The 20,615-nt window shown below is 40.7% G+C and carries 29 protein-coding genes; 26 read left to right on the forward strand and 3 right to left on the reverse strand.

Annotated features, from left to right (window positions below):
* The first annotated feature begins 6 nt into the window (after positions 1-6).
* The 25 genes from rpsC to LG372_RS04190 all read left to right on the forward strand — a co-directional run bounded on the left by rpsC (position 7) and on the right by LG372_RS04190 (position 13,831).
* On the forward strand, positions 7-660 hold the full coding sequence (gene rpsC, locus LG372_RS04070) for a 30S ribosomal protein S3 (RefSeq protein WP_000529936.1): 654 nt from the start codon (positions 7-9) through the stop codon (positions 658-660).
* Between the two features lie 3 nt (positions 661-663).
* Positions 664-1,077, forward strand: a complete 414-nt coding sequence (gene rplP / locus LG372_RS04075; protein ID WP_000960946.1) for a 50S ribosomal protein L16 — start codon at positions 664-666, stop codon at positions 1,075-1,077.
* Positions 1,078-1,086: 9 nt separating this feature from the next.
* Complete coding sequence (rpmC, locus tag LG372_RS04080; protein ID WP_000772918.1) at positions 1,087-1,293, forward strand: 50S ribosomal protein L29; 207 nt, start codon at positions 1,087-1,089, stop codon at positions 1,291-1,293.
* A gap of 24 nt (positions 1,294-1,317) precedes the next feature.
* Positions 1,318-1,578: a 30S ribosomal protein S17 gene (rpsQ, locus tag LG372_RS04085; RefSeq protein ID WP_000440801.1), complete on the forward strand. Its 261-nt coding sequence runs from the start codon at positions 1,318-1,320 to the stop codon at positions 1,576-1,578.
* A 25-nt stretch (positions 1,579-1,603) separates the two neighbouring features.
* The gene (rplN, locus tag LG372_RS04090) at positions 1,604-1,972 is read left to right on the forward strand and encodes a 50S ribosomal protein L14 (RefSeq protein ID WP_000616545.1); all 369 of its coding nucleotides are present in this window, start codon (positions 1,604-1,606) and stop codon (positions 1,970-1,972) included.
* 77 nt (positions 1,973-2,049) lie between these two features.
* On the forward strand, positions 2,050-2,355 hold the full coding sequence (gene rplX, locus LG372_RS04095) for a 50S ribosomal protein L24 (RefSeq protein ID WP_000497691.1): 306 nt from the start codon (positions 2,050-2,052) through the stop codon (positions 2,353-2,355).
* A gap of 23 nt (positions 2,356-2,378) precedes the next feature.
* Positions 2,379-2,921: a 50S ribosomal protein L5 gene (gene rplE, locus LG372_RS04100; RefSeq protein WP_000013542.1), complete on the forward strand. Its 543-nt coding sequence runs from the start codon at positions 2,379-2,381 to the stop codon at positions 2,919-2,921.
* 17 nt (positions 2,922-2,938) lie between these two features.
* Positions 2,939-3,124: a type Z 30S ribosomal protein S14 gene (locus tag LG372_RS04105; RefSeq protein ID WP_001085697.1), complete on the forward strand. Its 186-nt coding sequence runs from the start codon at positions 2,939-2,941 to the stop codon at positions 3,122-3,124.
* Between the two features lie 285 nt (positions 3,125-3,409).
* Positions 3,410-3,808, forward strand: coding sequence for a 30S ribosomal protein S8 (gene rpsH / locus LG372_RS04110; RefSeq protein WP_000245504.1), 399 nt, complete (start codon positions 3,410-3,412; stop codon positions 3,806-3,808).
* A gap of 191 nt (positions 3,809-3,999) precedes the next feature.
* Positions 4,000-4,536, forward strand: a complete 537-nt coding sequence (gene rplF / locus LG372_RS04115) for a 50S ribosomal protein L6 (RefSeq protein ID WP_225742192.1) — start codon at positions 4,000-4,002, stop codon at positions 4,534-4,536.
* 83 nt (positions 4,537-4,619) lie between these two features.
* Positions 4,620-4,976 carry a 50S ribosomal protein L18 gene (gene rplR, locus LG372_RS04120; protein ID WP_000624044.1) on the forward strand — a complete coding sequence of 119 codons (357 nt, stop codon included), beginning with the start codon at positions 4,620-4,622 and terminating at the stop codon, positions 4,974-4,976.
* Positions 4,977-4,993: 17 nt separating this feature from the next.
* The gene (gene rpsE / locus LG372_RS04125; protein ID WP_000874202.1) at positions 4,994-5,488 is read left to right on the forward strand and encodes a 30S ribosomal protein S5; all 495 of its coding nucleotides are present in this window, start codon (positions 4,994-4,996) and stop codon (positions 5,486-5,488) included.
* Positions 5,489-5,501: 13 nt separating this feature from the next.
* Positions 5,502-5,684, forward strand: a complete 183-nt coding sequence (gene rpmD / locus LG372_RS04130) for a 50S ribosomal protein L30 (protein WP_000057241.1) — start codon at positions 5,502-5,504, stop codon at positions 5,682-5,684.
* Positions 5,685-5,828: 144 nt separating this feature from the next.
* On the forward strand, positions 5,829-6,269 hold the full coding sequence (gene rplO, locus LG372_RS04135; RefSeq protein ID WP_000766087.1) for a 50S ribosomal protein L15: 441 nt from the start codon (positions 5,829-5,831) through the stop codon (positions 6,267-6,269).
* 12 nt (positions 6,270-6,281) lie between these two features.
* Positions 6,282-7,592, forward strand: coding sequence for a preprotein translocase subunit SecY (secY, locus tag LG372_RS04140; protein ID WP_000465403.1), 1,311 nt, complete (start codon positions 6,282-6,284; stop codon positions 7,590-7,592).
* Between the two features lie 149 nt (positions 7,593-7,741).
* Entirely contained in the window at positions 7,742-8,380 is a 639-nt protein-coding gene (locus tag LG372_RS04145) for an adenylate kinase (RefSeq protein WP_001050436.1), read from the forward strand.
* Positions 8,381-8,496: 116 nt separating this feature from the next.
* Positions 8,497-8,715, forward strand: a complete 219-nt coding sequence (gene infA / locus LG372_RS04150; RefSeq protein WP_001029883.1) for a translation initiation factor IF-1 — start codon at positions 8,497-8,499, stop codon at positions 8,713-8,715.
* 24 nt (positions 8,716-8,739) lie between these two features.
* On the forward strand, positions 8,740-8,856 hold the full coding sequence (gene rpmJ / locus LG372_RS04155) for a 50S ribosomal protein L36 (protein WP_001808836.1): 117 nt from the start codon (positions 8,740-8,742) through the stop codon (positions 8,854-8,856).
* Between the two features lie 17 nt (positions 8,857-8,873).
* The gene (rpsM, locus tag LG372_RS04160) at positions 8,874-9,239 is read left to right on the forward strand and encodes a 30S ribosomal protein S13 (protein WP_000090781.1); all 366 of its coding nucleotides are present in this window, start codon (positions 8,874-8,876) and stop codon (positions 9,237-9,239) included.
* A gap of 17 nt (positions 9,240-9,256) precedes the next feature.
* On the forward strand, positions 9,257-9,640 hold the full coding sequence (gene rpsK, locus LG372_RS04165) for a 30S ribosomal protein S11 (RefSeq protein WP_001118385.1): 384 nt from the start codon (positions 9,257-9,259) through the stop codon (positions 9,638-9,640).
* Between the two features lie 42 nt (positions 9,641-9,682).
* Positions 9,683-10,618, forward strand: a complete 936-nt coding sequence (locus LG372_RS04170; RefSeq protein ID WP_000568988.1) for a DNA-directed RNA polymerase subunit alpha — start codon at positions 9,683-9,685, stop codon at positions 10,616-10,618.
* A gap of 11 nt (positions 10,619-10,629) precedes the next feature.
* Positions 10,630-11,016, forward strand: coding sequence for a 50S ribosomal protein L17 (gene rplQ, locus LG372_RS04175; protein ID WP_000331493.1), 387 nt, complete (start codon positions 10,630-10,632; stop codon positions 11,014-11,016).
* A gap of 264 nt (positions 11,017-11,280) precedes the next feature.
* Entirely contained in the window at positions 11,281-11,547 is a 267-nt protein-coding gene (locus LG372_RS04180; RefSeq protein ID WP_000644129.1) for an ACT domain-containing protein, read from the forward strand.
* Positions 11,548-11,556: 9 nt separating this feature from the next.
* The gene (locus LG372_RS04185) at positions 11,557-12,894 is read left to right on the forward strand and encodes a PFL family protein (RefSeq protein WP_000354926.1); all 1,338 of its coding nucleotides are present in this window, start codon (positions 11,557-11,559) and stop codon (positions 12,892-12,894) included.
* Positions 12,895-13,138: 244 nt separating this feature from the next.
* Complete coding sequence (locus LG372_RS04190) at positions 13,139-13,831, forward strand: histidine phosphatase family protein (protein WP_023946791.1); 693 nt, start codon at positions 13,139-13,141, stop codon at positions 13,829-13,831.
* A gap of 101 nt (positions 13,832-13,932) precedes the next feature.
* Here the strand turns inward: LG372_RS04190 and LG372_RS04195 are convergent, their stop codons facing one another.
* The 3 genes from LG372_RS04195 to LG372_RS04205 are packed head-to-tail and all read right to left on the reverse strand — an operon-like array spanning position 13,933 to position 17,725.
* Positions 13,933-15,591 (reverse strand): ABC transporter permease, encoded by a 1,659-nt coding sequence (locus LG372_RS04195; RefSeq protein WP_225742193.1) that lies wholly within the window; start codon positions 15,589-15,591, stop codon positions 13,933-13,935.
* Positions 15,581-16,672, reverse strand: coding sequence for an ABC transporter ATP-binding protein (locus tag LG372_RS04200; RefSeq protein ID WP_225742194.1), 1,092 nt, complete (start codon positions 16,670-16,672; stop codon positions 15,581-15,583). Before LG372_RS04200 ends, LG372_RS04195 begins: the two co-directional genes overlap by 11 nt.
* A 12-nt stretch (positions 16,673-16,684) precedes the next feature.
* Positions 16,685-17,725: an ABC transporter substrate-binding protein gene (locus LG372_RS04205; protein WP_225742195.1), complete on the reverse strand. Its 1,041-nt coding sequence runs from the start codon at positions 17,723-17,725 to the stop codon at positions 16,685-16,687.
* 316 nt (positions 17,726-18,041) lie between these two features.
* Between LG372_RS04205 and leuS the strand changes: the two genes are divergently transcribed.
* Complete coding sequence (gene leuS / locus LG372_RS04210; RefSeq protein WP_225742196.1) at positions 18,042-20,543, forward strand: leucine--tRNA ligase; 2,502 nt, start codon at positions 18,042-18,044, stop codon at positions 20,541-20,543.
* The last annotated feature ends 72 nt before the right edge of the window (positions 20,544-20,615 follow it).

A 20,615-nucleotide genomic window follows, 5' to 3' on the forward strand; every position in this document is an offset into this window, starting at 1 on the left:
AAAATCGTGGGTCAAAAAGTACATCCAATTGGTATGCGTGTCGGCATCATCCGTGATTGGGATGCCAAATGGTATGCTGAAAAAGAATACGCGGATTACCTTCATGAAGATCTTGCAATCCGTAAATTCGTTCAAAAAGAACTTGCTGACGCAGCAGTTTCAACTATCGAAATCGAACGCGCAGTAAACAAAGTTAACGTTTCACTTCACACTGCTAAACCAGGTATGGTTATCGGTAAAGGTGGTGCTAACGTTGATGCACTCCGTGCAAAACTTAACAAATTGACTGGAAAACAAGTACACATCAACATCATCGAAATCAAACAACCTGATTTGGATGCTCACCTTGTAGGTGAAGGTATTGCTCGTCAATTGGAGCAACGTGTTGCTTTCCGTCGTGCACAAAAACAAGCAATCCAACGTGCAATGCGTGCTGGAGCTAAAGGAATCAAAACTCAAGTATCAGGTCGTTTGAACGGTGCAGATATTGCCCGTGCTGAAGGCTACTCTGAAGGAACTGTTCCACTTCACACACTTCGTGCAGATATCGATTACGCTTGGGAAGAAGCAGATACTACATACGGTAAACTTGGTGTTAAAGTATGGATCTACCGTGGTGAAGTTCTTCCAGCTCGCAAAAACACTAAAGGAGGTAAATAACCAATGTTAGTACCTAAACGTGTTAAACACCGTCGTGAATTCCGTGGAAAAATGCGCGGTGAAGCAAAAGGTGGAAAAGAAGTAGCATTCGGTGAATACGGTCTTCAAGCTACAACTAGCCACTGGATCACTAACCGCCAAATCGAAGCTGCTCGTATCGCCATGACTCGTTACATGAAACGTGGTGGTAAAGTTTGGATTAAAATCTTCCCACACAAATCATACACTGCTAAAGCTATCGGTGTGCGTATGGGATCTGGTAAAGGGGCACCTGAAGGTTGGGTAGCACCAGTTAAACGTGGTAAAGTGATGTTCGAAATCGCTGGTGTATCTGAAGAGATTGCACGCGAAGCACTTCGTCTTGCTAGCCATAAATTGCCAGTTAAATGTAAATTCGTAAAACGTGAAGCAGAATAAGGAGAAGGCATGAAACTTAATGAAGTAAAAGAATTTGTTAAAGAACTTCGTGGTCTTTCTCAAGAAGAACTCGCGAAGCGCGAAAACGAATTGAAAAAAGAATTGTTTGAACTTCGTTTCCAAGCTGCTACTGGTCAATTGGAACAAACAGCTCGCTTGAAAGAAGTTAAAAAACAAATCGCTCGTATCAAAACAGTTCAATCTGAAGCGAAATAATAGACTAGGGAAGGAGAAATTTCAATGGAACGCAATAATCGTAAAGTTCTTGTTGGACGTGTTGTATCTGACAAAATGGACAAGACAATCACAGTTGTAGTTGAAACAAAACGTAACCACCCAGTCTATGGTAAACGTATTAACTACTCTAAAAAATACAAAGCTCATGATGAAAACAATGTTGCCAAAGAAGGCGATATCGTACGTATCATGGAAACTCGTCCGCTTTCAGCTACAAAACGTTTCCGTCTTGTAGAAGTTGTTGAAGAAGCGGTCATCATCTAATCAAACCTGAAAGGAGAAAACTGAAATGATTCAAACAGAAACTCGTTTGAAAGTCGCAGACAACAGCGGTGCTCGCGAAATCTTGACTATCAAAGTTCTTGGTGGTTCAGGACGTAAATTTGCAAACATCGGTGATGTTATCGTGGCATCTGTAAAACAAGCTACTCCTGGTGGTGCGGTTAAAAAAGGTGACGTTGTTAAAGCAGTTATCGTTCGTACTAAATCAGGTGCTCGTCGTGCTGATGGTTCATACATCAAATTTGACGAAAACGCAGCAGTTATCATCCGTGAAGACAAAACTCCTCGCGGAACACGTATCTTTGGCCCAGTTGCACGTGAATTGCGTGAAGGTGGCTTCATGAAGATCGTGTCACTTGCTCCAGAAGTACTTTAATTTTTAGAAACAAACTAGTCCCCTAGCTTCAAGCTAGGGTGCCCTTATGGGCGTAAGAAAAATCAAGGAGAAACCTAATGTTTGTAAAAAAAGGCGACAAAGTTCGCGTAATCGCTGGTAAAGATAAGGGAACAGAAGCTGTTGTCCTTACTGCCCTTCCAAAAGTAAACAAAGTTATCGTTGAAGGTGTTAACATCGTTAAGAAACACCAACGTCCAACTAACGAGCTTCCTCAAGGTGGTATCATCGAAAAAGAAGCAGCTATCCACGTATCAAACGTTCAAGTTTTGGACAAAAATGGTGTAGCTGGTCGTGTTGGTTACAAATTTGTAGACGGTAAAAAAGTTCGTTACAACAAAAAATCAGGCGAAGTGCTTGATTAATCACGAAGGAAAGGAGAAGTATAATGGCAAATCGTTTAAAAGAAAAATATCTTAATGAAGTAGTTCCTGCTTTGACAGAACAATTCAACTACTCATCAGTGATGGCTGTGCCTAAAGTAGATAAGATCGTTTTGAACATGGGTGTTGGTGAAGCTGTATCAAACGCTAAAAGCCTTGAAAAAGCTGCTGAAGAATTGGCACTTATCTCAGGTCAAAAACCACTTATCACTAAAGCTAAAAAATCAATCGCCGGCTTCCGTCTTCGTGAAGGTGTTGCGATCGGTGCAAAAGTTACCCTTCGTGGTGAACGTATGTACGAATTCTTGGATAAATTGGTTTCAGTTTCACTTCCACGTGTACGTGACTTCCATGGTGTTCCAACAAAATCATTTGACGGACGCGGAAACTACACACTTGGTGTGAAAGAACAATTGATCTTCCCAGAAATCAACTTCGATGACGTTGACAAAACTCGTGGTCTTGACATCGTTATCGTAACAACTGCTAACACTGACGAAGAGTCACGTGCATTGCTTACAGGCCTTGGAATGCCTTTTGCAAAATAATATAGGAGGTAAATCTAATGGCTAAAAAATCAATGATTGCTAAGAACAAACGTCCAGCGAAGTTCTCTACTCAAGCTTATACTCGTTGTGAAAAATGTGGTCGTCCACATTCAGTTTACCGCAAATTTAAACTTTGCCGTGTTTGCTTCCGTGAATTAGCTTACAAAGGACAAATCCCTGGTGTAACAAAAGCATCTTGGTAATTTAAGATATCAAGGGCGTCAAAACTCCAAGTGAAAATAGGAAACTTGACGAAGAAACTGAAGTTTCTAGGAAAGTTTATCTTTTTCACACAGAGTTTAGCCCGGGTTCAGTTGGATTTGCCAATTTGAACACGAGCTACAGCTTTTGGCAAAAAAGACCAATTTGCTTTGGAGCATCGCTCCTGCATCAAATTGCCTATTTTTGCTCGTGCTGTTACGCTCTTTGTATCATGTATTAACTAGCAAGTGCAACTTGCAAACTACTAGTAAGAGGAGAAAAACAAAATGGTTATGACTGACCCAATCGCAGACTTCCTAACTCGTATTCGTAACGCTAACCAAGCTAAACACGAAGTACTTGAAGTACCTGCATCAAACATCAAAAAAGGGATTGCTGAAATCCTTAAACGCGAAGGTTTTGTAAAAAACGTTGAAATCATCGAAGATGACAAACAAGGCATCATCCGTGTATTCCTTAAATACGGACCAAACGGTGAAAAAGTTATCACTAACTTGAAACGTGTTTCTAAACCAGGACTTCGTGTCTACAAAAAACGTGAAGACCTTCCAAAAGTTCTTAACGGACTTGGAATTGCTATCCTTTCAACTTCTGAAGGTTTGCTTACTGATAAAGAAGCACGCCAAAAGAATGTTGGTGGAGAAGTTATCGCTTACGTTTGGTAAAATCAAGATACAAAGCTTGTAAAGAACAAAGCAAAATTAGGAAGTTGGAGAAGCTTGTTTACAAACAAGTCAACTTATCTATTTTGCACAGTTCTTAGAGCGTGTTCAGTTCAGCTCTTGAACTAAATAAGTATCTGAACCCCGTGAAAACTGGCCGTCTTGGCCTGACAATTTAACAGGAGAAAATAAACATGTCACGTATTGGTAATAAAGTTATCGTGTTGCCTGCTGGTGTTGAACTCACTAACAATGACAACGTTGTAACTGTAAAAGGACCTAAAGGAGAACTTACTCGTGAGTTCTCAAAAGATATTGAAATCTGTGTGGAAGGTACTGAAGTAACTCTTCACCGTCCAAACGATTCAAAAGAAATGAAAACTATCCACGGAACTACTCGTGCCCTTTTGAACAACATGGTTGTTGGTGTATCAGAAGGATTCAAGAAAGAACTTGAAATGCGCGGGGTTGGTTACCGTGCACAACTTCAAGGATCTAAACTTGTTTTGGCTGTTGGTAAATCTCATCCAGACGAAGTTGAAGCTCCAGAAGGAATTACTTTTGAACTTCCAAACCCAACAACAATCGTTGTTAGCGGAATTTCAAAAGAAGTAGTTGGTCAAACGGCTGCTTACGTACGTAGCCTTCGTTCACCAGAGCCATATAAAGGTAAAGGTATCCGTTACGTTGGTGAATTCGTTCGCCGTAAAGAAGGTAAAACAGGTAAATAATGTTGAGTGGTTGATCATCAACCACCAACCTATTTTCCAACTTTGTGCATAGCACACGATTTAAAACTAAAGAGGTGAAAACTGTGATTTCAAAACCAGATAAAAACAAACTCCGCCAAAAACGCCACCGTCGCGTTCGCGGAAAACTCTCTGGAACTGCTGATCGCCCACGTTTGAACGTATTCCGTTCTAATACAGGCATCTACGCTCAAGTGATTGATGACGTAGCGGGTGTAACGCTCGCAAGTGCTTCAACTCTTGACAAAGAAGTTTCAAAAGGAACTAAAACTGAACAAGCCGTTGCTGTCGGTAAACTCGTTGCAGAACGTGCAAACGCTAAAGGTATTTCAGAAGTGGTGTTCGACCGCGGTGGATATCTATATCACGGACGTGTGAAAGCTTTGGCTGATGCAGCTCGTGAAAACGGATTGAAATTCTAATAGGAGGACACTAGAAAATGGCATTTAAAGACAATGCAGTTGAATTAGAAGAACGCGTAGTTGCTGTCAACCGTGTTACAAAAGTTGTTAAAGGTGGACGTCGTCTTCGTTTCGCAGCTCTTGTTGTTGTTGGTGACCACAACGGTCGCGTAGGATTTGGTACTGGTAAAGCTCAAGAAGTTCCAGAAGCAATCCGTAAAGCAGTAGATGATGCTAAGAAAAACTTGATCGAAGTTCCTATGGTTGGAACAACAATCCCACACGAAGTTCTTTCAGAATTCGGTGGAGCTAAAGTATTGTTGAAACCTGCTGTAGAAGGTTCTGGAGTTGCCGCTGGTGGTGCAGTTCGTGCCGTTGTGGAATTGGCAGGTGTGGCAGATATTACATCTAAATCACTTGGTTCTAACACTCCAATCAACATTGTTCGTGCAACTGTTGAAGGTTTGAAACAATTAAAACGCGCTGAAGAAGTTGCTGCCCTTCGTGGTATTTCAGTTTCTGATTTGGCATAAGAAAGGGGATAAAATGGCTCAAATTAAAATTACTTTGACTAAGTCTCCAATCGGACGCATTCCATCACAACGTAAAACTGTTGTAGCACTTGGACTTGGCAAATTGAACAGCTCTGTTATTAAAGAAGATAACGCTGCTATCCGTGGTATGATCACTGCAGTATCTCATTTGGTAACAGTTGAAGAAGTAAACTAATGAATTTTTAGGGGATGTGCACTATACCATCCCCTAAAACTAGATATAGTCATCTATGATGACGTCGTATAGGCGAGTTGATGGGGGAGACAACCTTTTCTCCCTTATCGGCGCTAGCATTTTACAAAAGAGGAGAAAATAAAAATGAAACTTCATGAATTGAAACCTGCAGAAGGTTCTCGTAAAGTACGTAACCGCGTTGGTCGTGGTACTTCATCAGGTAACGGTAAAACATCTGGTCGTGGTCAAAAAGGTCAAAAAGCTCGTAGCGGTGGCGGAGTTCGCCTTGGTTTTGAAGGTGGACAAACTCCATTGTTCCGTCGTCTTCCAAAACGTGGATTCACTAATATCAACGCTAAAGAATACGCAATTGTGAACCTTGACCAATTGAACGTCTTTGAAGATGGTGCTGAAGTTACTCCAGTTGTTCTTATCGAAGCAGGAATTGTTAAAGCTGAAAAATCAGGTATTAAAATTCTTGGTAACGGTGAGTTGACTAAGAAATTGACTGTGAAAGCAGCTAAATTCTCTAAATCAGCTGAAGAAGCTATCACTGCTAAAGGTGGTTCAGTAGAAGTCATCTAAGAGAGGTGACCTATGTTTTTTAAATTATTAAGAGAAGCTCTTAAAGTTAAGCAGGTTCGATCAAAAATTTTATTTACAATTTTTATCGTTCTGGTCTTTCGTATCGGAACTAGCATTACAGTTCCCGGTGTGAATGCCAATAGCTTGAATGCTTTAAGTGGATTATCCTTCTTAAACATGTTGAGCTTGGTGTCAGGGAATGCCATGAAAAACTTCTCAGTTTTTGCTCTTGGTGTTAGCCCCTACATTACGGCCTCTATTGTTGTCCAACTCTTGCAAATGGATATTTTACCCAAATTTGTAGAGTGGGGTAAACAAGGGGAAGTAGGTCGAAGAAAATTGAATCAAGCTACTCGTTATATTGCTCTAGTTCTCGCTTTTGTGCAATCTATCGGGATTACAGCTGGTTTTAATACTTTAGCCGGAGCTCAATTGTTGAAAACAGCTCTTACTCCACAAGTCTTTATCATGATTGGTATCATCTTAACAGCTGGTAGTATGATTGTGACTTGGTTGGGAGAGCAAATTACAGATAAGGGGTACGGAAATGGTGTTTCTATGATTATCTTTGCCGGGATTGTTGCCTCAATTCCAGAGATGATTCAGGGCATCTATGTGGACTACTTTGTTAACGTCCCAAGTAGCCGTATTAACTCATCTATCATTTTCGTAATCATTTTGATTATTACTGTATTGTTGATCATTTATTTTACAACTTATGTTCAACAAGCAGAATACAAAATTCCAATCCAATATACTAAGGTTGCACAAGGTGCTCCATCTAGCTCTTACCTTCCTTTGAAGGTAAACCCTGCTGGAGTTATCCCTGTTATCTTTGCAAGTTCGATCACTGCAGCGCCTGCGGCTATTCTTCAGTTTTTGAGCGCCACAGGTCATGATTGGGCCTGGGTAAGAACAGCACAAGAAATGCTGGCAACAACTTCACCAACTGGTATTGCCATGTATGCTTTGTTGATTATTCTCTTTACATTCTTCTATACGTTTGTACAGATTAATCCTGAAAAAGCGGCAGAAAACTTACAAAAGAGCGGTGCTTATATCCATGGAGTTCGTCCTGGTAAAGGTACAGAAGAATATATGTCTAAACTTCTTCGTCGTCTTGCAACTGTTGGTTCTCTCTTCCTTGGTGTGATTTCTATTTTACCGATCGTAGCAAAAGACGTTTTCGGACTTTCAGAGGCAGTTGCTTTTGGAGGAACTAGTCTTTTGATCATTATCTCTACAGGTATTGAAGGAATCAAACAATTGGAAGGTTACCTGTTGAAACGTAAGTATGTTGGTTTCATGGACAGAACAGAATAAAAGTATTTACTAAGTCAGTAAATGCTGAGGGAGTGGAGGTTTAACTCTAACATTAGTGAGAGTTTGGTCTCCCCTCTTCTATTTTGTTTTTAAATAGGGGTGAAAAGACTTTTTGCTTCTATTTAAAAATAAAATAAGGAGATCAAATCATGAATCTTTTGATTATGGGCTTACCTGGTGCAGGTAAGGGAACTCAAGCAGCAAAAATCGTAGAACAATTCCATGTTGCACATATCTCAACAGGTGATATGTTCCGTGCTGCTATGGCAAATCAAACTGAAATGGGTGTTCTTGCTAAGTCATACATTGACAAGGGTGAATTGGTTCCTGACGAAGTTACAAATGGGATCGTAAAAGAACGTCTTTCACAAGATGATATTAAAGAAACAGGATTCTTGTTGGATGGTTACCCACGTACAATCGAACAAGCTCATGCCTTGGACAAAACATTGGCTGAACTTGGCATTGAACTAGAAGGCGTCATCAACATTGAAGTGAACCCTGACAGCCTCTTGGAACGTTTGAGTGGCCGTATCATCCACCGCGTAACTGGAGAAACTTTCCACAAGGTCTTTAACCCACCAGTTGACTATAAAGAAGAAGATTACTACCAACGTGAAGATGATAAGCCTGAGACAGTAAAACGTCGTTTGGATGTAAATATTGCTCAAGGAGAACCAATCATTGCTCATTACCGTGCCAAAGGTTTGGTTCATGACATCGAAGGTAATCAAGATATCAATGATGTCTTCTCAGATATCGAAAAAGTATTGACAAATTTGAAATAAAGCGTTTTTCACACTTGCAAAAATCCGCTACAAATGTTATACTGAGATAGTCTGACTTATAATTGTTGTCTCTGTGTCTAGAGGCATCGAATCGAAATTTATGGAGGTGCTTTTGCGTGGCAAAAGACGATGTGATTGAAGTTGAAGGCAAAGTAGTTGATACAATGCCGAATGCAATGTTTACGGTTGAACTTGAAAATGGACATCAGATTTTAGCAACAGTTTCTGGTAAAATTCGTAAAAACTATATTCGTATTTTAGCGGGAGATCGTGTTACTGTCGAAATGAGTCCATATGACTTGACACGTGGACGTATCACTTACCGCTTTAAATAATCGAAAAACTTGGAGGGATAAGAAATGAAAGTAAGACCATCGGTCAAACCAATTTGCGAATACTGTAAAGTTATTCGTCGTAATGGTCGTGTTATGGTAATTTGCCCAGCAAATCCAAAACACAAACAACGTCAAGGATAAGATAGAAAGGAGAAAACATGGCTCGTATTGCTGGAGTTGACATTCCAAATGACAAACGCGTAGTGATCTCATTGACTTATGTTTATGGTATCGGACTTGCAACATCTAAGAAAATTTTGGCTGCTGCTGGAATCTCAGAAGATGTTCGTGTACGTGATCTTACATCAGATCAAGAAGATGCTATCCGTCGTGAAGTGGATGCAATCAAAGTTGAAGGTGACCTTCGTCGTGAAGTAAACTTGAACATCAAACGTTTGATGGAAATCGGTTCATACCGTGGTATCCGTCACCGTCGTGGACTTCCTGTCCGTGGACAAAACACTAAAAACAACGCTCGCACTCGTAAAGGTAAAGCTGTTGCGATTGCTGGTAAGAAAAAATAATATAGGAGGTAAAAGTCTTGGCTAAACCAACACGTAAACGTCGTGTGAAAAAGAATATCGAATCTGGTATTGCTCATATTCACGCTACATTTAATAACACTATTGTTATGATTACTGATGTGCATGGTAATGCAATTGCTTGGTCATCAGCTGGTGCTCTTGGTTTCAAAGGTTCTCGTAAATCTACACCATTCGCTGCTCAAATGGCTTCTGAAGCTGCTGCTAAATCTGCACAAGAACACGGTCTTAAATCAGTTGAAGTTACTGTAAAAGGTCCAGGTTCTGGTCGTGAGTCAGCTATTCGTGCGCTTGCTGCCGCTGGTCTTGAAGTAACAGCAATTCGTGATGTGACTCCAGTGCCACACAATGGTGCTCGTCCTCCAAAACGTCGCCGTGTATAATCATCGCATTACACTGCTTTTCGTTTAAGAGGGAGTAACTAAATGATCGAGTTTGAAAAACCAAATATAACAAAAATTGATGAAAATAAAGATTATGGCAAGTTTGTAATCGAACCACTTGAACGTGGCTACGGTACAACTCTTGGTAACTCTCTTCGTCGTGTACTTCTAGCTTCTCTACCAGGAGCAGCTGTGACATCTATCAATATTGATGGTGTGTTACATGAGTTTGACACAGTTCCAGGTGTTCGTGAAGACGTGATGCAAATCATTCTGAACATTAAAGGAATTGCAGTGAAATCGTACGTTGAAGACGAAAAAATCATCGAACTGGATGTTGAAGGTCCTGCTGAAGTAACAGCTGGTGACATTTTGACAGATAGCGATATTGAAATTGTAAATCCAGATCATTATCTCTTTACAATCGGTGAAGGTTCTTCGCTAAAAGCGACTATGACTGTTAACAGTGGTCGTGGATATGTACCTGCTGATGAAAATAAAAAAGATAATGCACCAGTTGGAACACTTGCTGTAGATTCTATTTATACACCAGTTACAAAAGTCAACTATCAAGTGGAACCTGCTCGTGTAGGTAGCAATGATGGATTTGACAAATTAACCCTTGAAATCTTGACAAATGGAACAATTATTCCAGAAGATGCTTTAGGGCTTTCAGCACGTATTTTGACAGAACATCTTGATTTGTTTACAAATCTTACTGAGATTGCTAAGTCAACTGAAGTGATGAAAGAAGCTGACACTGAATCTGACGATCGTATTTTGGATCGTACGATTGAGGAACTGGACTTGTCTGTGCGTTCATACAACTGTTTGAAACGTGCCGGTATCAATACTGTGCATGATTTGACAGAAAAATCTGAAGCAGAGATGATGAAAGTACGAAATCTTGGACGCAAGAGTTTGGAAGAAGTGAAACTCAAACTCATTGATTTGGGTCTTGGATTAAAAGATAAATAAAGGAGGAATACATGGCTTACCGTAAACTAGGACGCACTAGCTCACAACGTAAAGCAATGCTTCGCGATTTGACAACTGACCTTTTGATCAACGAATCAATCGTGACAACTGAAGCTCGTGCTAAAGAAATCCGTAAAACTGTTGAAAAAATGATTACTCTAGGTAAACGTGGTGATTTGCATGCACGTCGTCAAGCAGCTGCTTTCGTACGTAATGAAATCGCATCTGAAAACTATGATGAAGCAACTGATAAGTACACTTCTACTACAGCACTTCAAAAATTGTTCTCAGAAATCGCACCTCGTTATGCTGAACGTAACGGTGGATACACTCGTATCCTTAAAACTGAACCACGTCGTGGTGATGCAGCGCCAATGGCGATCATCGAATTAGTATAAAATCATCAATTTTGTTGAGTGTTATGATGATGGAGTCTTGTGCTCTTAGTCTAGCTCTGGTCTACCGCTAGGATCTTGGTCCTAGCGGGAACACTCATCATAAGTTGGGATAGTAGACGCTTGTTTACGAAATTGTTTTTTTCTTAAGAACAACTTCGTAAGCAGGCGTTTTTGAGTATTTTAGTTAGAATTATGCTATACTATTTGAAAAGAATCCTGTTTAATGTTCAGGTTTCCTATTAAAAGAAGAATTGGAGTTTGCTTATGAAAGCGATTATAACTGTTGTTGGTAAAGATAAATCTGGAATTGTTGCAGGTGTTTCTGGCAAAATTGCAGAATTAGGTTTGAATATTGACGATATCTCTCAAACTGTTTTGGATGAATATTTTACGATGATGGCTGTCGTCTCTAGTGATAAAAAGCAAGATTTTACCTATCTTCGTAATGAATTTGAAGCTTTTGGGCAAATTTTGAATGTGAAAATCAACATTCAGAGTGCAGCGATTTTCGAAGCTATGTATAATATCTAGGAGGTTATCATGGATATTAGACAAGTTACTGAAACCATCTCCATGATTGAGGAGCAAAACTTCGATATCAGAACTATTACCATGGGGATTTCCCTATTGGACTGTATCGATCCGGATATCAATCGTGCTGCGGAGAAAATTTATCAAAAGATTAGGACCAAGGCAGCTAATTTAGTGGCTGTTGGCGATGAAATTGCGGCTGAGTTGGGGATTCCAATCGTTAATAAGCGTGTATCGGTGACTCCTATTTCTCTGATTGGGGCGGCGACAGATGCGACAGACTATGTGGTTCTGGCAAAAGCACTTGATAAAGCTGCGAAAGAGATTGGTGTGGACTTTATTGGTGGTTTTTCAGCCTTGGTACAAAAGGGTTATCAAAAGGGAGATGAGATTCTTATCAATTCTATTCCTCGTGCTTTGGCTGAAACGGATAAGGTCTGCTCGTCAGTCAATATAGGCTCAACCAAGTCTGGTATCAATATGACGGCTGTCGCAGATATGGGACGAGTTATCAAGGAAACGGCAACTCTATCTGATATGGGGGCAGCTAAGTTGGTTGTATTCGCTAATGCTGTTGAGGACAATCCATTTATGGCGGGTGCCTTCCATGGTGTTGGGGAGGCAGATGTTATCATCAATGTCGGAGTTTCTGGTCCTGGTGTGGTGAAACGTGCCTTGGAAAAAGTTCGTGGACAGAGCTTTGATGTAGTAGCAGAAACAGTCAAGAAAACTGCCTTTAAAATCACTCGTATCGGTCAATTGGTTGGTCAAATGGCCAGTGAGAGACTGGGTGTGGAGTTTGGTATTGTGGACTTGAGTTTGGCACCAACACCTGCAGTTGGAGACTCTGTGGCACGTGTCCTTGAGGAAATGGGGCTAGAGACAGTTGGTACGCATGGAACGACGGCTGCCTTGGCTCTCTTGAACGACCAAGTTAAGAAGGGCGGAGTTATGGCTTGCAACCAAGTTGGTGGTTTGTCTGGTGCCTTTATCCCTGTTTCAGAGGATGAAGGAATGATTGCTGCAGTGCAAAATGGCTCTCTTAATTTGGAAAAACTAGAAGCTATGACGGCTATCTGTTCCGTTGGTTTGGATATGATTGCCATCCCAGAAGATACTCCTGCTGAAACCATTGCAGCTATGATTGCGGATGAGGCTGCAATTGGTGTCATTAACATGAAGACAACGGCTGTTCGTATCATTCCAAAAGGAAAAGAAGGAGATATGATTGAGTTTGGTGGCCTATTAGGAACTGCACCTGTTATGAAAGTCAATGGGGCTTCGTCTGTCGATTTCATTTCTCGTGGGGGACAAATCCCAGCACCAATTCATAGTTTTAAAAATTAAGAAAATAGGAGAAATTTTAAGTTCTATTTAAGGTTGGATGTATATACTATAATCATTAAATAAAGACCTCCTAATATTATTTGAAACAGATAACACTGATTTAGTTTGAATTTGATTTTCATCTAATATCTTTATTTAATAGAACTCCTAAACTTTTTCATAATAATCTCCTGCAAAAGTCACCTGTCTGGGTGGCTTTTGTTTTATCATCCATGATATAATAGAAGCAAACGGAGGACGGAAAATGGTAAAAGTACGATTGTATTTGGTACGTCATGGCAAGACTATGTTTAACACGATTGGTCGCGCGCAAGGTTGGAGCGATACTCCTTTAACGGCTGAAGGTGAGCGAGGGATTCAAGAATTAGGAATCGGTTTGCGAGAATCTGGTCTACAGTTTGATCGCGCTTATTCCAGTGATTCTGGCCGCACCATTCAGACAATGGGAATTATTCTTGAAGAACTTGGTTTGCAGGGGAAAATCCCTTATCGCATGGACAAACGTATCAGAGAATGGTGTTTTGGTAGCTTTGACGGAGCTTATGATGGTGATCTTTTCATGGGCATTATTCCTCGTATCTTTAATGTGGATCATGTTCACCAATTGTCTTATGCTGAACTGGCTGAGGGGTTGGTAGAGGTCGATACAGCTGGTTGGGCTGAAGGATGGGAAAAACTCAGTGGCCGAATCAAGGAAGGTTTTGAAGCGATTGCCAAAGAAATGGAAGAGCAAGGTGGGGGCAATGCCCTAGTCGTGAGCCACGGAATGACCATTGGAACCATTGTGTATCTGATTAATGGCATGCATCCGCATGGTCTCGATAATGGTAGCGTGACGATACTTGAATATGAGGACGGCCAGTTTAGCGTAGAAGTTGTCGGTGACAGTAGTTACCGACAACTAGGACGTGAGAAGATGGAGGAAGTCTCTATTTAATTAGTCTAGACTTGCTTGCAATGAACTAGGAATCTAGTAGGAATATCAAAATAAGAAAAAACAGCCGAAGTAATCCTTTCGGCTGTTTTTGATGGGGAAAACTAAAGTGTAATGCTATTGCTTTTAGAGATTTTCATAAACAAGAGCAAGGAACCTACTGTTAGAACAGTCAGGATAGTTGATAAGGCTGCGGCTACACCGTAATTCCCTCTGAGAACCTCTGTATAAATGGCTACAGTCATTGTTCTTGTTTTGACATTGTAGAGGAGGATAGAAGTAGAGAGTTCTGAAATCATTGTAACCCAAGATAGGATAGCTCCAGAAATAATACCAGATAGCATCATTGGAGTTGTAATCTTGGCAAAGGTATTGAGACGGCTACTTCCTAAGCTTTCAGCAGCTTCTTCAATACTTGGTGCTATTTGTTGCAAGCTAGCAACAGATGAGCGAATAGTATAGGGTAATCTTCTGACAGATAGAGACATAATCAAGATGAAAGCAGTTCCTGTAATCATAAGAAATCCACTTCCAAATAGACCGGTATTGAAGGAAGAAATGAAGGCAATCCCTAGAACGGTTCCTGGTACAATATAAGGGACCATACTGAGGCTGTCAATTAAGTTTGTAAACAAATTCCGTTTTCTAACGGCTAGGTAGGAGATAAATGTTGCGAATAGGACAACTAGAACTAAGGCAATCAAAGGGATACGAATGGTATTGAAAATAGCAGATCCCATACGATTGAAAGCCACCTTGTAACTGTTTAGAGAATAACCTTTGACAAATACCATACCTGATGTTTTTAGGAAAGAAGTATAAATCAAGTAGACTTGAGGTAGAACAGAGAACAAGATAATTCCGTAGACTGTTACATAAATGGCAGCCATTTTTCCTTTTGTAGTTTTTTTAGGCTCAATTGGATGGAGCGAATTCATGCTGAAACTGTAGCGGTTTGAGATGTATTTTTGGATAAGGAAAATCGCCAAGGCAATGATAATCGCCATAATTGCTAAAGCAGATGCAAAAGCAGAATTTCCTCCAACCTCGCTAATGAATTGGGTATAAATCAAGACGGGGAAAGTCCGATATCCTTCACCAATCAACATAGGCGTTCCAAAGTCTGAGAATGCTCTCATAAATACAAGCAGGGCAGCTGCTAGTAAGGTTGGAACTAGGAGAGGTAAAACAACCGTTACGATACGCTTAAATCCGAAGGACCCCATGCTTTCAGCGGCTTCAAGTAGAGAATTGTCAATACTTTTCATTGTCCCAGCAACGTATAGAAATACCAGTGGGAATAGTTGCAGTGTAAAGACAAGTACAATTCCTTTGAATCCATAAATATCGATAGCTGGAAGATGAAGAGAATTTGTCAGGAATTTAGTAATTACCCCATTTCGTCCCAGCAAGAGAATCCAGGAGTAGGCTCCCACGAAAGGAGCTGACATAGAAGCAATGATAATCAATATTTGTAGAAATTTCTTTCCCTTGAAGTCATACATAGAGAAGAGATAAGCTAATAGGGTTCCTACGACTAAGGAAGTGACAGTAGCGGTAATGGAGACCTTGAAACTGTTGACAAGTGTCTCAGAGTAGTAAGCTTTACTAAAGAAAGTGACAAAATTAGCTAGTGAGAATTGTCCTTCATGTATGAGTGCTTGCTTGAGCACGGTAACGATAGGATAAACGAGAAAGACAAGATAAGTAAGAAAGATGAAGAAAGAGGAGGCTGTCCAAATATTTAGTTTTTTACGTTCCATGGTTGACTCCTTTTATCAGGTTTTGTGAACCATTTGCAGAAAAGACATTTAATTTTTGAGTATTGATTCGTAGACGAATACGATCGCCTTTTTGTAGATCTTCTTCAAAAGTTGATTCTTCGCTAACCTGAATTTTTGAGGCAAATCCTGTTTCGATGAAGTATTCAGTATTCAGTCCAAGATAGACGCTATCGCTAATAATTCCTTCAATATCTCCAGATTCATCTTTGATAAACTCTTCAGGACGAATACTTACATGAATGGCTTGCTCCTCAGCCTGATCAAGAGCTGGCATTCGAAGAGCATAGCCATCTGAAAAGACGATATAAGCGCCGTCGCTCCGTTTTTCGAGATTGGCAGGGATAATATTTGTGCGTCCGATAAAGGTTGCTACAAACTCATTAGCTGGTTTATGATAGAGTTCTTTTGGTCGGCCGATTTGTTGGATAACCCCATCTTTCATAACAGCAATTTGGTCTGAAATAGCCATAGCTTCTTCTTGGTCGTGGGTCACATAAACAGTTGTAATTCCCACTTCGTGTTGGATTTCTCGAATGGCTTGACGCATATCCAAGCGAAGTTTGGCATCCAGATTACTAAGGGGCTCGTCCATGAGGAGAACACTTGGATTAACTGCTAAGGCACGTGCCAAGGCGACACGTTGTTGTTGTCCACCACTGAGTTTATCAGGTTTTCGATCCGCATATTGAGCAATTTGCATGAGTTCAAGATACTTGTTGGTCTGTTGAATCAATTCTTCTTTTGGAACCTTCTTTTGCTTAAGACCAAAAGCAACATTGTCTCGGACAGTCAAATGTGGGAAAATAGCGTAGTTTTGGAAAACCATCCCGATATTGCGTTTGCTGGGTTCCATATTATTGATTTTTGTATCATCGAAGTAAAATTCTCCGCCTTCGATACTGTTGAATCCTGCAATCATACGAAGAAGAGTCGTTTTTCCACATCCTGAAGGTCCAAGAAGGGTAAAGAGACTTCCTTTTGGAATCGTAATGTTCAAATTCTCAATAACAGGGACATCGTGGTAGATTTTTTTGGCGTTAATAATTTTGATCTCACTCATAGTGAACCTCTTTTACTGTTTAGATTGGATATCTGTGAAAATATCATTGTACTTTTTAAGAATAGCGGATTTATTTTTGATGACATAATCTGAATCTTCAGTGGCAACATTGATTTCTGTCATAGCCTTCATATTTTTATTGCTTTTAGCATTTTTACGAATGGGTCTGATTGTAGTTTTAGTTCCTAGTTTATCTTGGATTTCTTGAGAAAGGAGGAAATCGATAAACTTCTTAGCATTTTCCATATGTTTGGCGTTTTTGACGATAGCTGCGTTACCAGGTAAAAAGACGGTTCCTTCTTTTGGATAAATGACTTTTACATCAACTCCATCGTTTAAGAGTTTTAAGGCAGGATCTTCATAGGTGAGTCCTACAGCCATTTCTCCATCGGCGACAGCTTTGTAAACATTTGAAGAGCTAGATGCAATCTTTCCATCTACTAGGGTAAAGAGATTTTTCACATAGGTCCAAGCTTGTTCATTTTCGTATCCACCTTGATCTACAAGCATGTTTGTTAATTGTGCAAAGGCGCTAGATGCGTTACTTGGATCAGCAGTAGCAATTTTTCCTTTTAATTTAGGATTGAGTAGATCATTATAGCCTTCAATTTTAATATCTTTTGTAAGGGCTGAATTGGCAATGATAACACTGACGTCCAGTGTGTAAGGTGTGTAGAATCCTGTTTTATTTTGATATTCAGGGATTATCTGGTCGTTCTCTTGGGAAATATAAGGTTCAAAAAGTTTTTCGTTAGAAGAGAAGAGGGCGTAGGAGCCTCCGAAAATGACATCAGCTACAGGGGATTCTTTTTCAGCCTCAGCTTTTTTAAACAATTCACCAGTGCTGGCTTGTACTAAGTCAACCTTGATACCATATTTTTCTTCAAAGGCTGGGATTGTTTCTTCGATAAGGTCTTCAGGGTTAGGTGAGTAGACAACCAAAGTATTATCTGAATCTTTTTCAGTACTAGTTTCCGCTTCTATAGCAGAGGAACATCCTGATAAAGTAAGAAATATCCATCCACAAGAGAGAAAGAACAGTAGTTTTTTCATAATTATCTCCTTTTTTACGAACGTTTACTCTACCTAGATTGTTAATGTTTTTAAATTGTAGAGTTCTACAGGATATAATAAAAACCTTAAAGAAATCTAAAACGGGAATATGAGTTAAAGATGCTAGGGAAAAAGATAGAAGAGACAAACAATCTATAGAAGTTAGCTCCGAACGGGGGCTAATTTTTTATACTGCTAAATAAGCTGGATTTGCGATTCGGTCTTTCTTGCCATCCAAGCCTAAAAGAACATTTCTCGTCTTTCAAATTCCCTCAAAAATGGTATAATAGTAACATCACAAAATTGGAGAGAGACCATGAGTTTTTACAATCATAAAGAAATTGAGCCTAAGTGGCAGGGCTACTGGGCAGAACATCATACATTTAAGACAGGAACAGATGCATCAAAACCGAAGTTTTATGCGCTTGACATGTTCCCTTATCCGTCTGGAGCGGGTCTGCACGTAGGACACCCAGAAGGTTATACAGCAACCGATATCCTCAGTCGTTACAAACGTGCGCAAGGCTACAATGTCCTTCACCCAATGGGTTGGGATGCCTTTGGTTTGCCTGCGGAGCAATACGCTATGGATACGGGGAATGACCCAGCAGAATTTACAGCTGAGAACATTGCCAACTTCAAACGCCAAATCAATGCGCTTGGATTTTCTTATGACTGGGATCGTGAAGTTAACACGACAGATCCAAACTACTACAAGTGGACTCAATGGATTTTCACCAAGCTTTACGAAAAAGGCTTGGCCTATGAAGCGGAAGTGCCAGTAAACTGGGTTGAGGAATTGGGAACTGCCATTGCTAACGAAGAGGTTCTTCCTGACGGAACTTCTGAGCGTGGAGGCTATCCAGTTGTCCGCAAGCCAATGCGCCAATGGATGCTCAAAATCACGGCATACGCGGAGCGTCTGCTTAATGATTTAGATGAACTTGACTGGCCAGAGTCTATCAAGGATATGCAACGTAACTGGATTGGTAAATCAACTGGTGCTAATGTAACTTTTAAAGTTAAGGGAACAGATAAGGAATTCACAGTCTTTACCACTCGTCCTGATACCCTTTTCGGTGCGACTTTCACTGTTTTGGCTCCTGAGCATGAATTAGTAGATGCTATCACAAGTCCAGAGCAAGTAGAGGCTGTAGCAGACTATAAACACCAAGCCAGCCTCAAGTCTGACTTGGCTCGTACCGACCTTGCCAAAGAAAAAACTGGTGTTTGGACCGGTGCTTATGCCATCAACCCTGTCAATGGCAAGGAAATCCCAATCTGGATTGCGGATTATGTTCTTGCTAGTTACGGTACAGGTGCCGTTATGGCTGTGCCAGCCCATGACCAACGTGACTGGGAATTTGCTAAGCAATTTGATCTTCCAATCGTCGAAGTACTTGAAGGTGGAAACGTTGAAGAAGCTGCCTACACAGAAGATGGCCTTCACGTTAATTCAGACTTCCTAGATGGACTCAATAAAGAAGACGCAATTGCTAAGATTGTGGCTTGGTTGGAAGAAAACGATTGTGGTCAGGAGAAGGTTACCTACCGTCTCCGTGACTGGCTCTTTAGCCGCCAACGTTACTGGGGTGAACCAATTCCTATCATTCATTGGGAAGATGGGACTTCAACAGCTGTTCCTGAAAGTGAATTGCCACTTGTCTTGCCTGTAACCAAGGACATCCGTCCTTCAGGTACTGGTGAAAGTCCACTAGCTAACTTGACAGATTGGCTTGAAGTGACTCGTGAAGATGGTGTCAAAGGTCGTCGCGAGACCAACACAATGCCACAATGGGCAGGTTCAAGCTGGTACTACCTCCGCTATATTGATCCACACAATACTGAGAAATTGGCTGACGAGGATCTCCTCAAACAATGGTTGCCAGTAGATATCTACGTTGGTGGGGCAGAGCATGCGGTGCTTCACTTGCTTTACGCTCGTTTCTGGCACAAATTCCTCTATGACCTTGGTGTCGTTCCAACTAAGGAACCATTCCAAAAACTCTTTAACCAAGGAATGATTTTGGGTACTAGCTACCGTGACCATCGTGGGGCTCTTGTGGCGACTGACAAGGTTGAAAAACGTGACGGTTCTTTCTTCCATGTAGAAACAGGGGAAGAGTTGGAGCAAGCACCAGCCAAGATGTCTAAATCGCTCAAGAACGTTGTTAACCCAGATGATGTTGTGGAGCAATACGGTGCCGATACCCTTCGTGTCTATGAAATGTTCATGGGACCACTTGATGCTTCGATTGCTTGGTCAGAAGAAGGTCTGGAAGGAAGCCGTAAGTTCCTTGACCGCGTTTACCGTTTGATTACAAGTAAGGAAATTGCTGCGGAAAACAATGGCGCTCTTGACAAGGTCTACAACGAAACGGTTAAAGCTGTCACAGAGCAAATTGAGTCCCTCAAATTCAACACAGCCATTGCCCAACTTATGGTCTTTGTCAACGCGGCTAATAAGGAAGACAAGCTTTATGTAGACTATGCCAAAGGCTTTATCCAATTGATTGCACCATTTGCACCTCACTTGGCAGAAGAGCTCTGGCAAACAGTTGCAGCAACAGGAGAATCTATCTCTTACGTGGCTTGGCCAACATGGGATGAAAGCAAATTAGTCGAAGACGAAATCGAAATCGTCGTCCAAATCAAAGGTAAAGTTCGTGCTAAACTCATGGTTGCTAAAGATCTATCACGCGAAGAATTGCAAGAAATTGCTCTCGCTGATGAAAAAGTCAAAGCAGAAATTGACGGTAAGGAAATCGTGAAAGTAATTGCGGTACCGAATAAATTGGTTAATATCGTTGTAAAATAAGATAGGAATCCCTCAGAGTAGAATCTGGGGGATTTTTTATTTGACAGGAAGTTTCTGTTTTGTTAATATGAT

The sequence above is a fragment of the Streptococcus sp. Marseille-Q5112 genome (genome assembly GCF_916700555.1).
Taxonomy (GTDB): Bacteria; Bacillota; Bacilli; order Lactobacillales; family Streptococcaceae; genus Streptococcus; species Streptococcus symci.

What these genes read in the sequence shown, in the direction of transcription:
- rplP (WP_000960946.1), top strand. Translation starts at nt 664, where the DNA reads ATGTTAGTACCTAAACGTGTTAAACACCGTCGTGAATTCCGTGGAAAA.
- rpmC (WP_000772918.1), top strand. Translation starts at nt 1,087, where the DNA reads ATGAAACTTAATGAAGTAAAAGAATTTGTTAAAGAACTTCGTGGTCTT.
- rpsQ (WP_000440801.1), top strand. Translation starts at nt 1,318, where the DNA reads ATGGAACGCAATAATCGTAAAGTTCTTGTTGGACGTGTTGTATCTGAC.
- rplN (WP_000616545.1), top strand. Translation starts at nt 1,604, where the DNA reads ATGATTCAAACAGAAACTCGTTTGAAAGTCGCAGACAACAGCGGTGCT.
- rplX (WP_000497691.1), top strand. Translation starts at nt 2,050, where the DNA reads ATGTTTGTAAAAAAAGGCGACAAAGTTCGCGTAATCGCTGGTAAAGAT.
- rplE (WP_000013542.1), top strand. Translation starts at nt 2,379, where the DNA reads ATGGCAAATCGTTTAAAAGAAAAATATCTTAATGAAGTAGTTCCTGCT.
- LG372_RS04105 (WP_001085697.1), top strand. Translation starts at nt 2,939, where the DNA reads ATGGCTAAAAAATCAATGATTGCTAAGAACAAACGTCCAGCGAAGTTC.
- rpsH (WP_000245504.1), top strand. Translation starts at nt 3,410, where the DNA reads ATGGTTATGACTGACCCAATCGCAGACTTCCTAACTCGTATTCGTAAC.
- rplF (WP_225742192.1), top strand. Translation starts at nt 4,000, where the DNA reads ATGTCACGTATTGGTAATAAAGTTATCGTGTTGCCTGCTGGTGTTGAA.
- rpsE (WP_000874202.1), top strand. Translation starts at nt 4,994, where the DNA reads ATGGCATTTAAAGACAATGCAGTTGAATTAGAAGAACGCGTAGTTGCT.
- rpmD (WP_000057241.1), top strand. Translation starts at nt 5,502, where the DNA reads ATGGCTCAAATTAAAATTACTTTGACTAAGTCTCCAATCGGACGCATT.
- rplO (WP_000766087.1), top strand. Translation starts at nt 5,829, where the DNA reads ATGAAACTTCATGAATTGAAACCTGCAGAAGGTTCTCGTAAAGTACGT.
- secY (WP_000465403.1), top strand. Translation starts at nt 6,282, where the DNA reads ATGTTTTTTAAATTATTAAGAGAAGCTCTTAAAGTTAAGCAGGTTCGA.
- LG372_RS04145 (WP_001050436.1), top strand. Translation starts at nt 7,742, where the DNA reads ATGAATCTTTTGATTATGGGCTTACCTGGTGCAGGTAAGGGAACTCAA.
- rpmJ (WP_001808836.1), top strand. Translation starts at nt 8,740, where the DNA reads ATGAAAGTAAGACCATCGGTCAAACCAATTTGCGAATACTGTAAAGTT.
- rpsM (WP_000090781.1), top strand. Translation starts at nt 8,874, where the DNA reads ATGGCTCGTATTGCTGGAGTTGACATTCCAAATGACAAACGCGTAGTG.
- LG372_RS04170 (WP_000568988.1), top strand. Translation starts at nt 9,683, where the DNA reads ATGATCGAGTTTGAAAAACCAAATATAACAAAAATTGATGAAAATAAA.
- rplQ (WP_000331493.1), top strand. Translation starts at nt 10,630, where the DNA reads ATGGCTTACCGTAAACTAGGACGCACTAGCTCACAACGTAAAGCAATG.
- LG372_RS04180 (WP_000644129.1), top strand. Translation starts at nt 11,281, where the DNA reads ATGAAAGCGATTATAACTGTTGTTGGTAAAGATAAATCTGGAATTGTT.
- LG372_RS04185 (WP_000354926.1), top strand. Translation starts at nt 11,557, where the DNA reads ATGGATATTAGACAAGTTACTGAAACCATCTCCATGATTGAGGAGCAA.
- LG372_RS04190 (WP_023946791.1), top strand. Translation starts at nt 13,139, where the DNA reads ATGGTAAAAGTACGATTGTATTTGGTACGTCATGGCAAGACTATGTTT.
- LG372_RS04195 (WP_225742193.1), bottom strand. Translation starts at nt 15,591, where the DNA reads ATGGAACGTAAAAAACTAAATATTTGGACAGCCTCCTCTTTCTTCATC.
- LG372_RS04200 (WP_225742194.1), bottom strand. Translation starts at nt 16,672, where the DNA reads ATGAGTGAGATCAAAATTATTAACGCCAAAAAAATCTACCACGATGTC.
- LG372_RS04205 (WP_225742195.1), bottom strand. Translation starts at nt 17,725, where the DNA reads ATGAAAAAACTACTGTTCTTTCTCTCTTGTGGATGGATATTTCTTACT.
- leuS (WP_225742196.1), top strand. Translation starts at nt 18,042, where the DNA reads ATGAGTTTTTACAATCATAAAGAAATTGAGCCTAAGTGGCAGGGCTAC.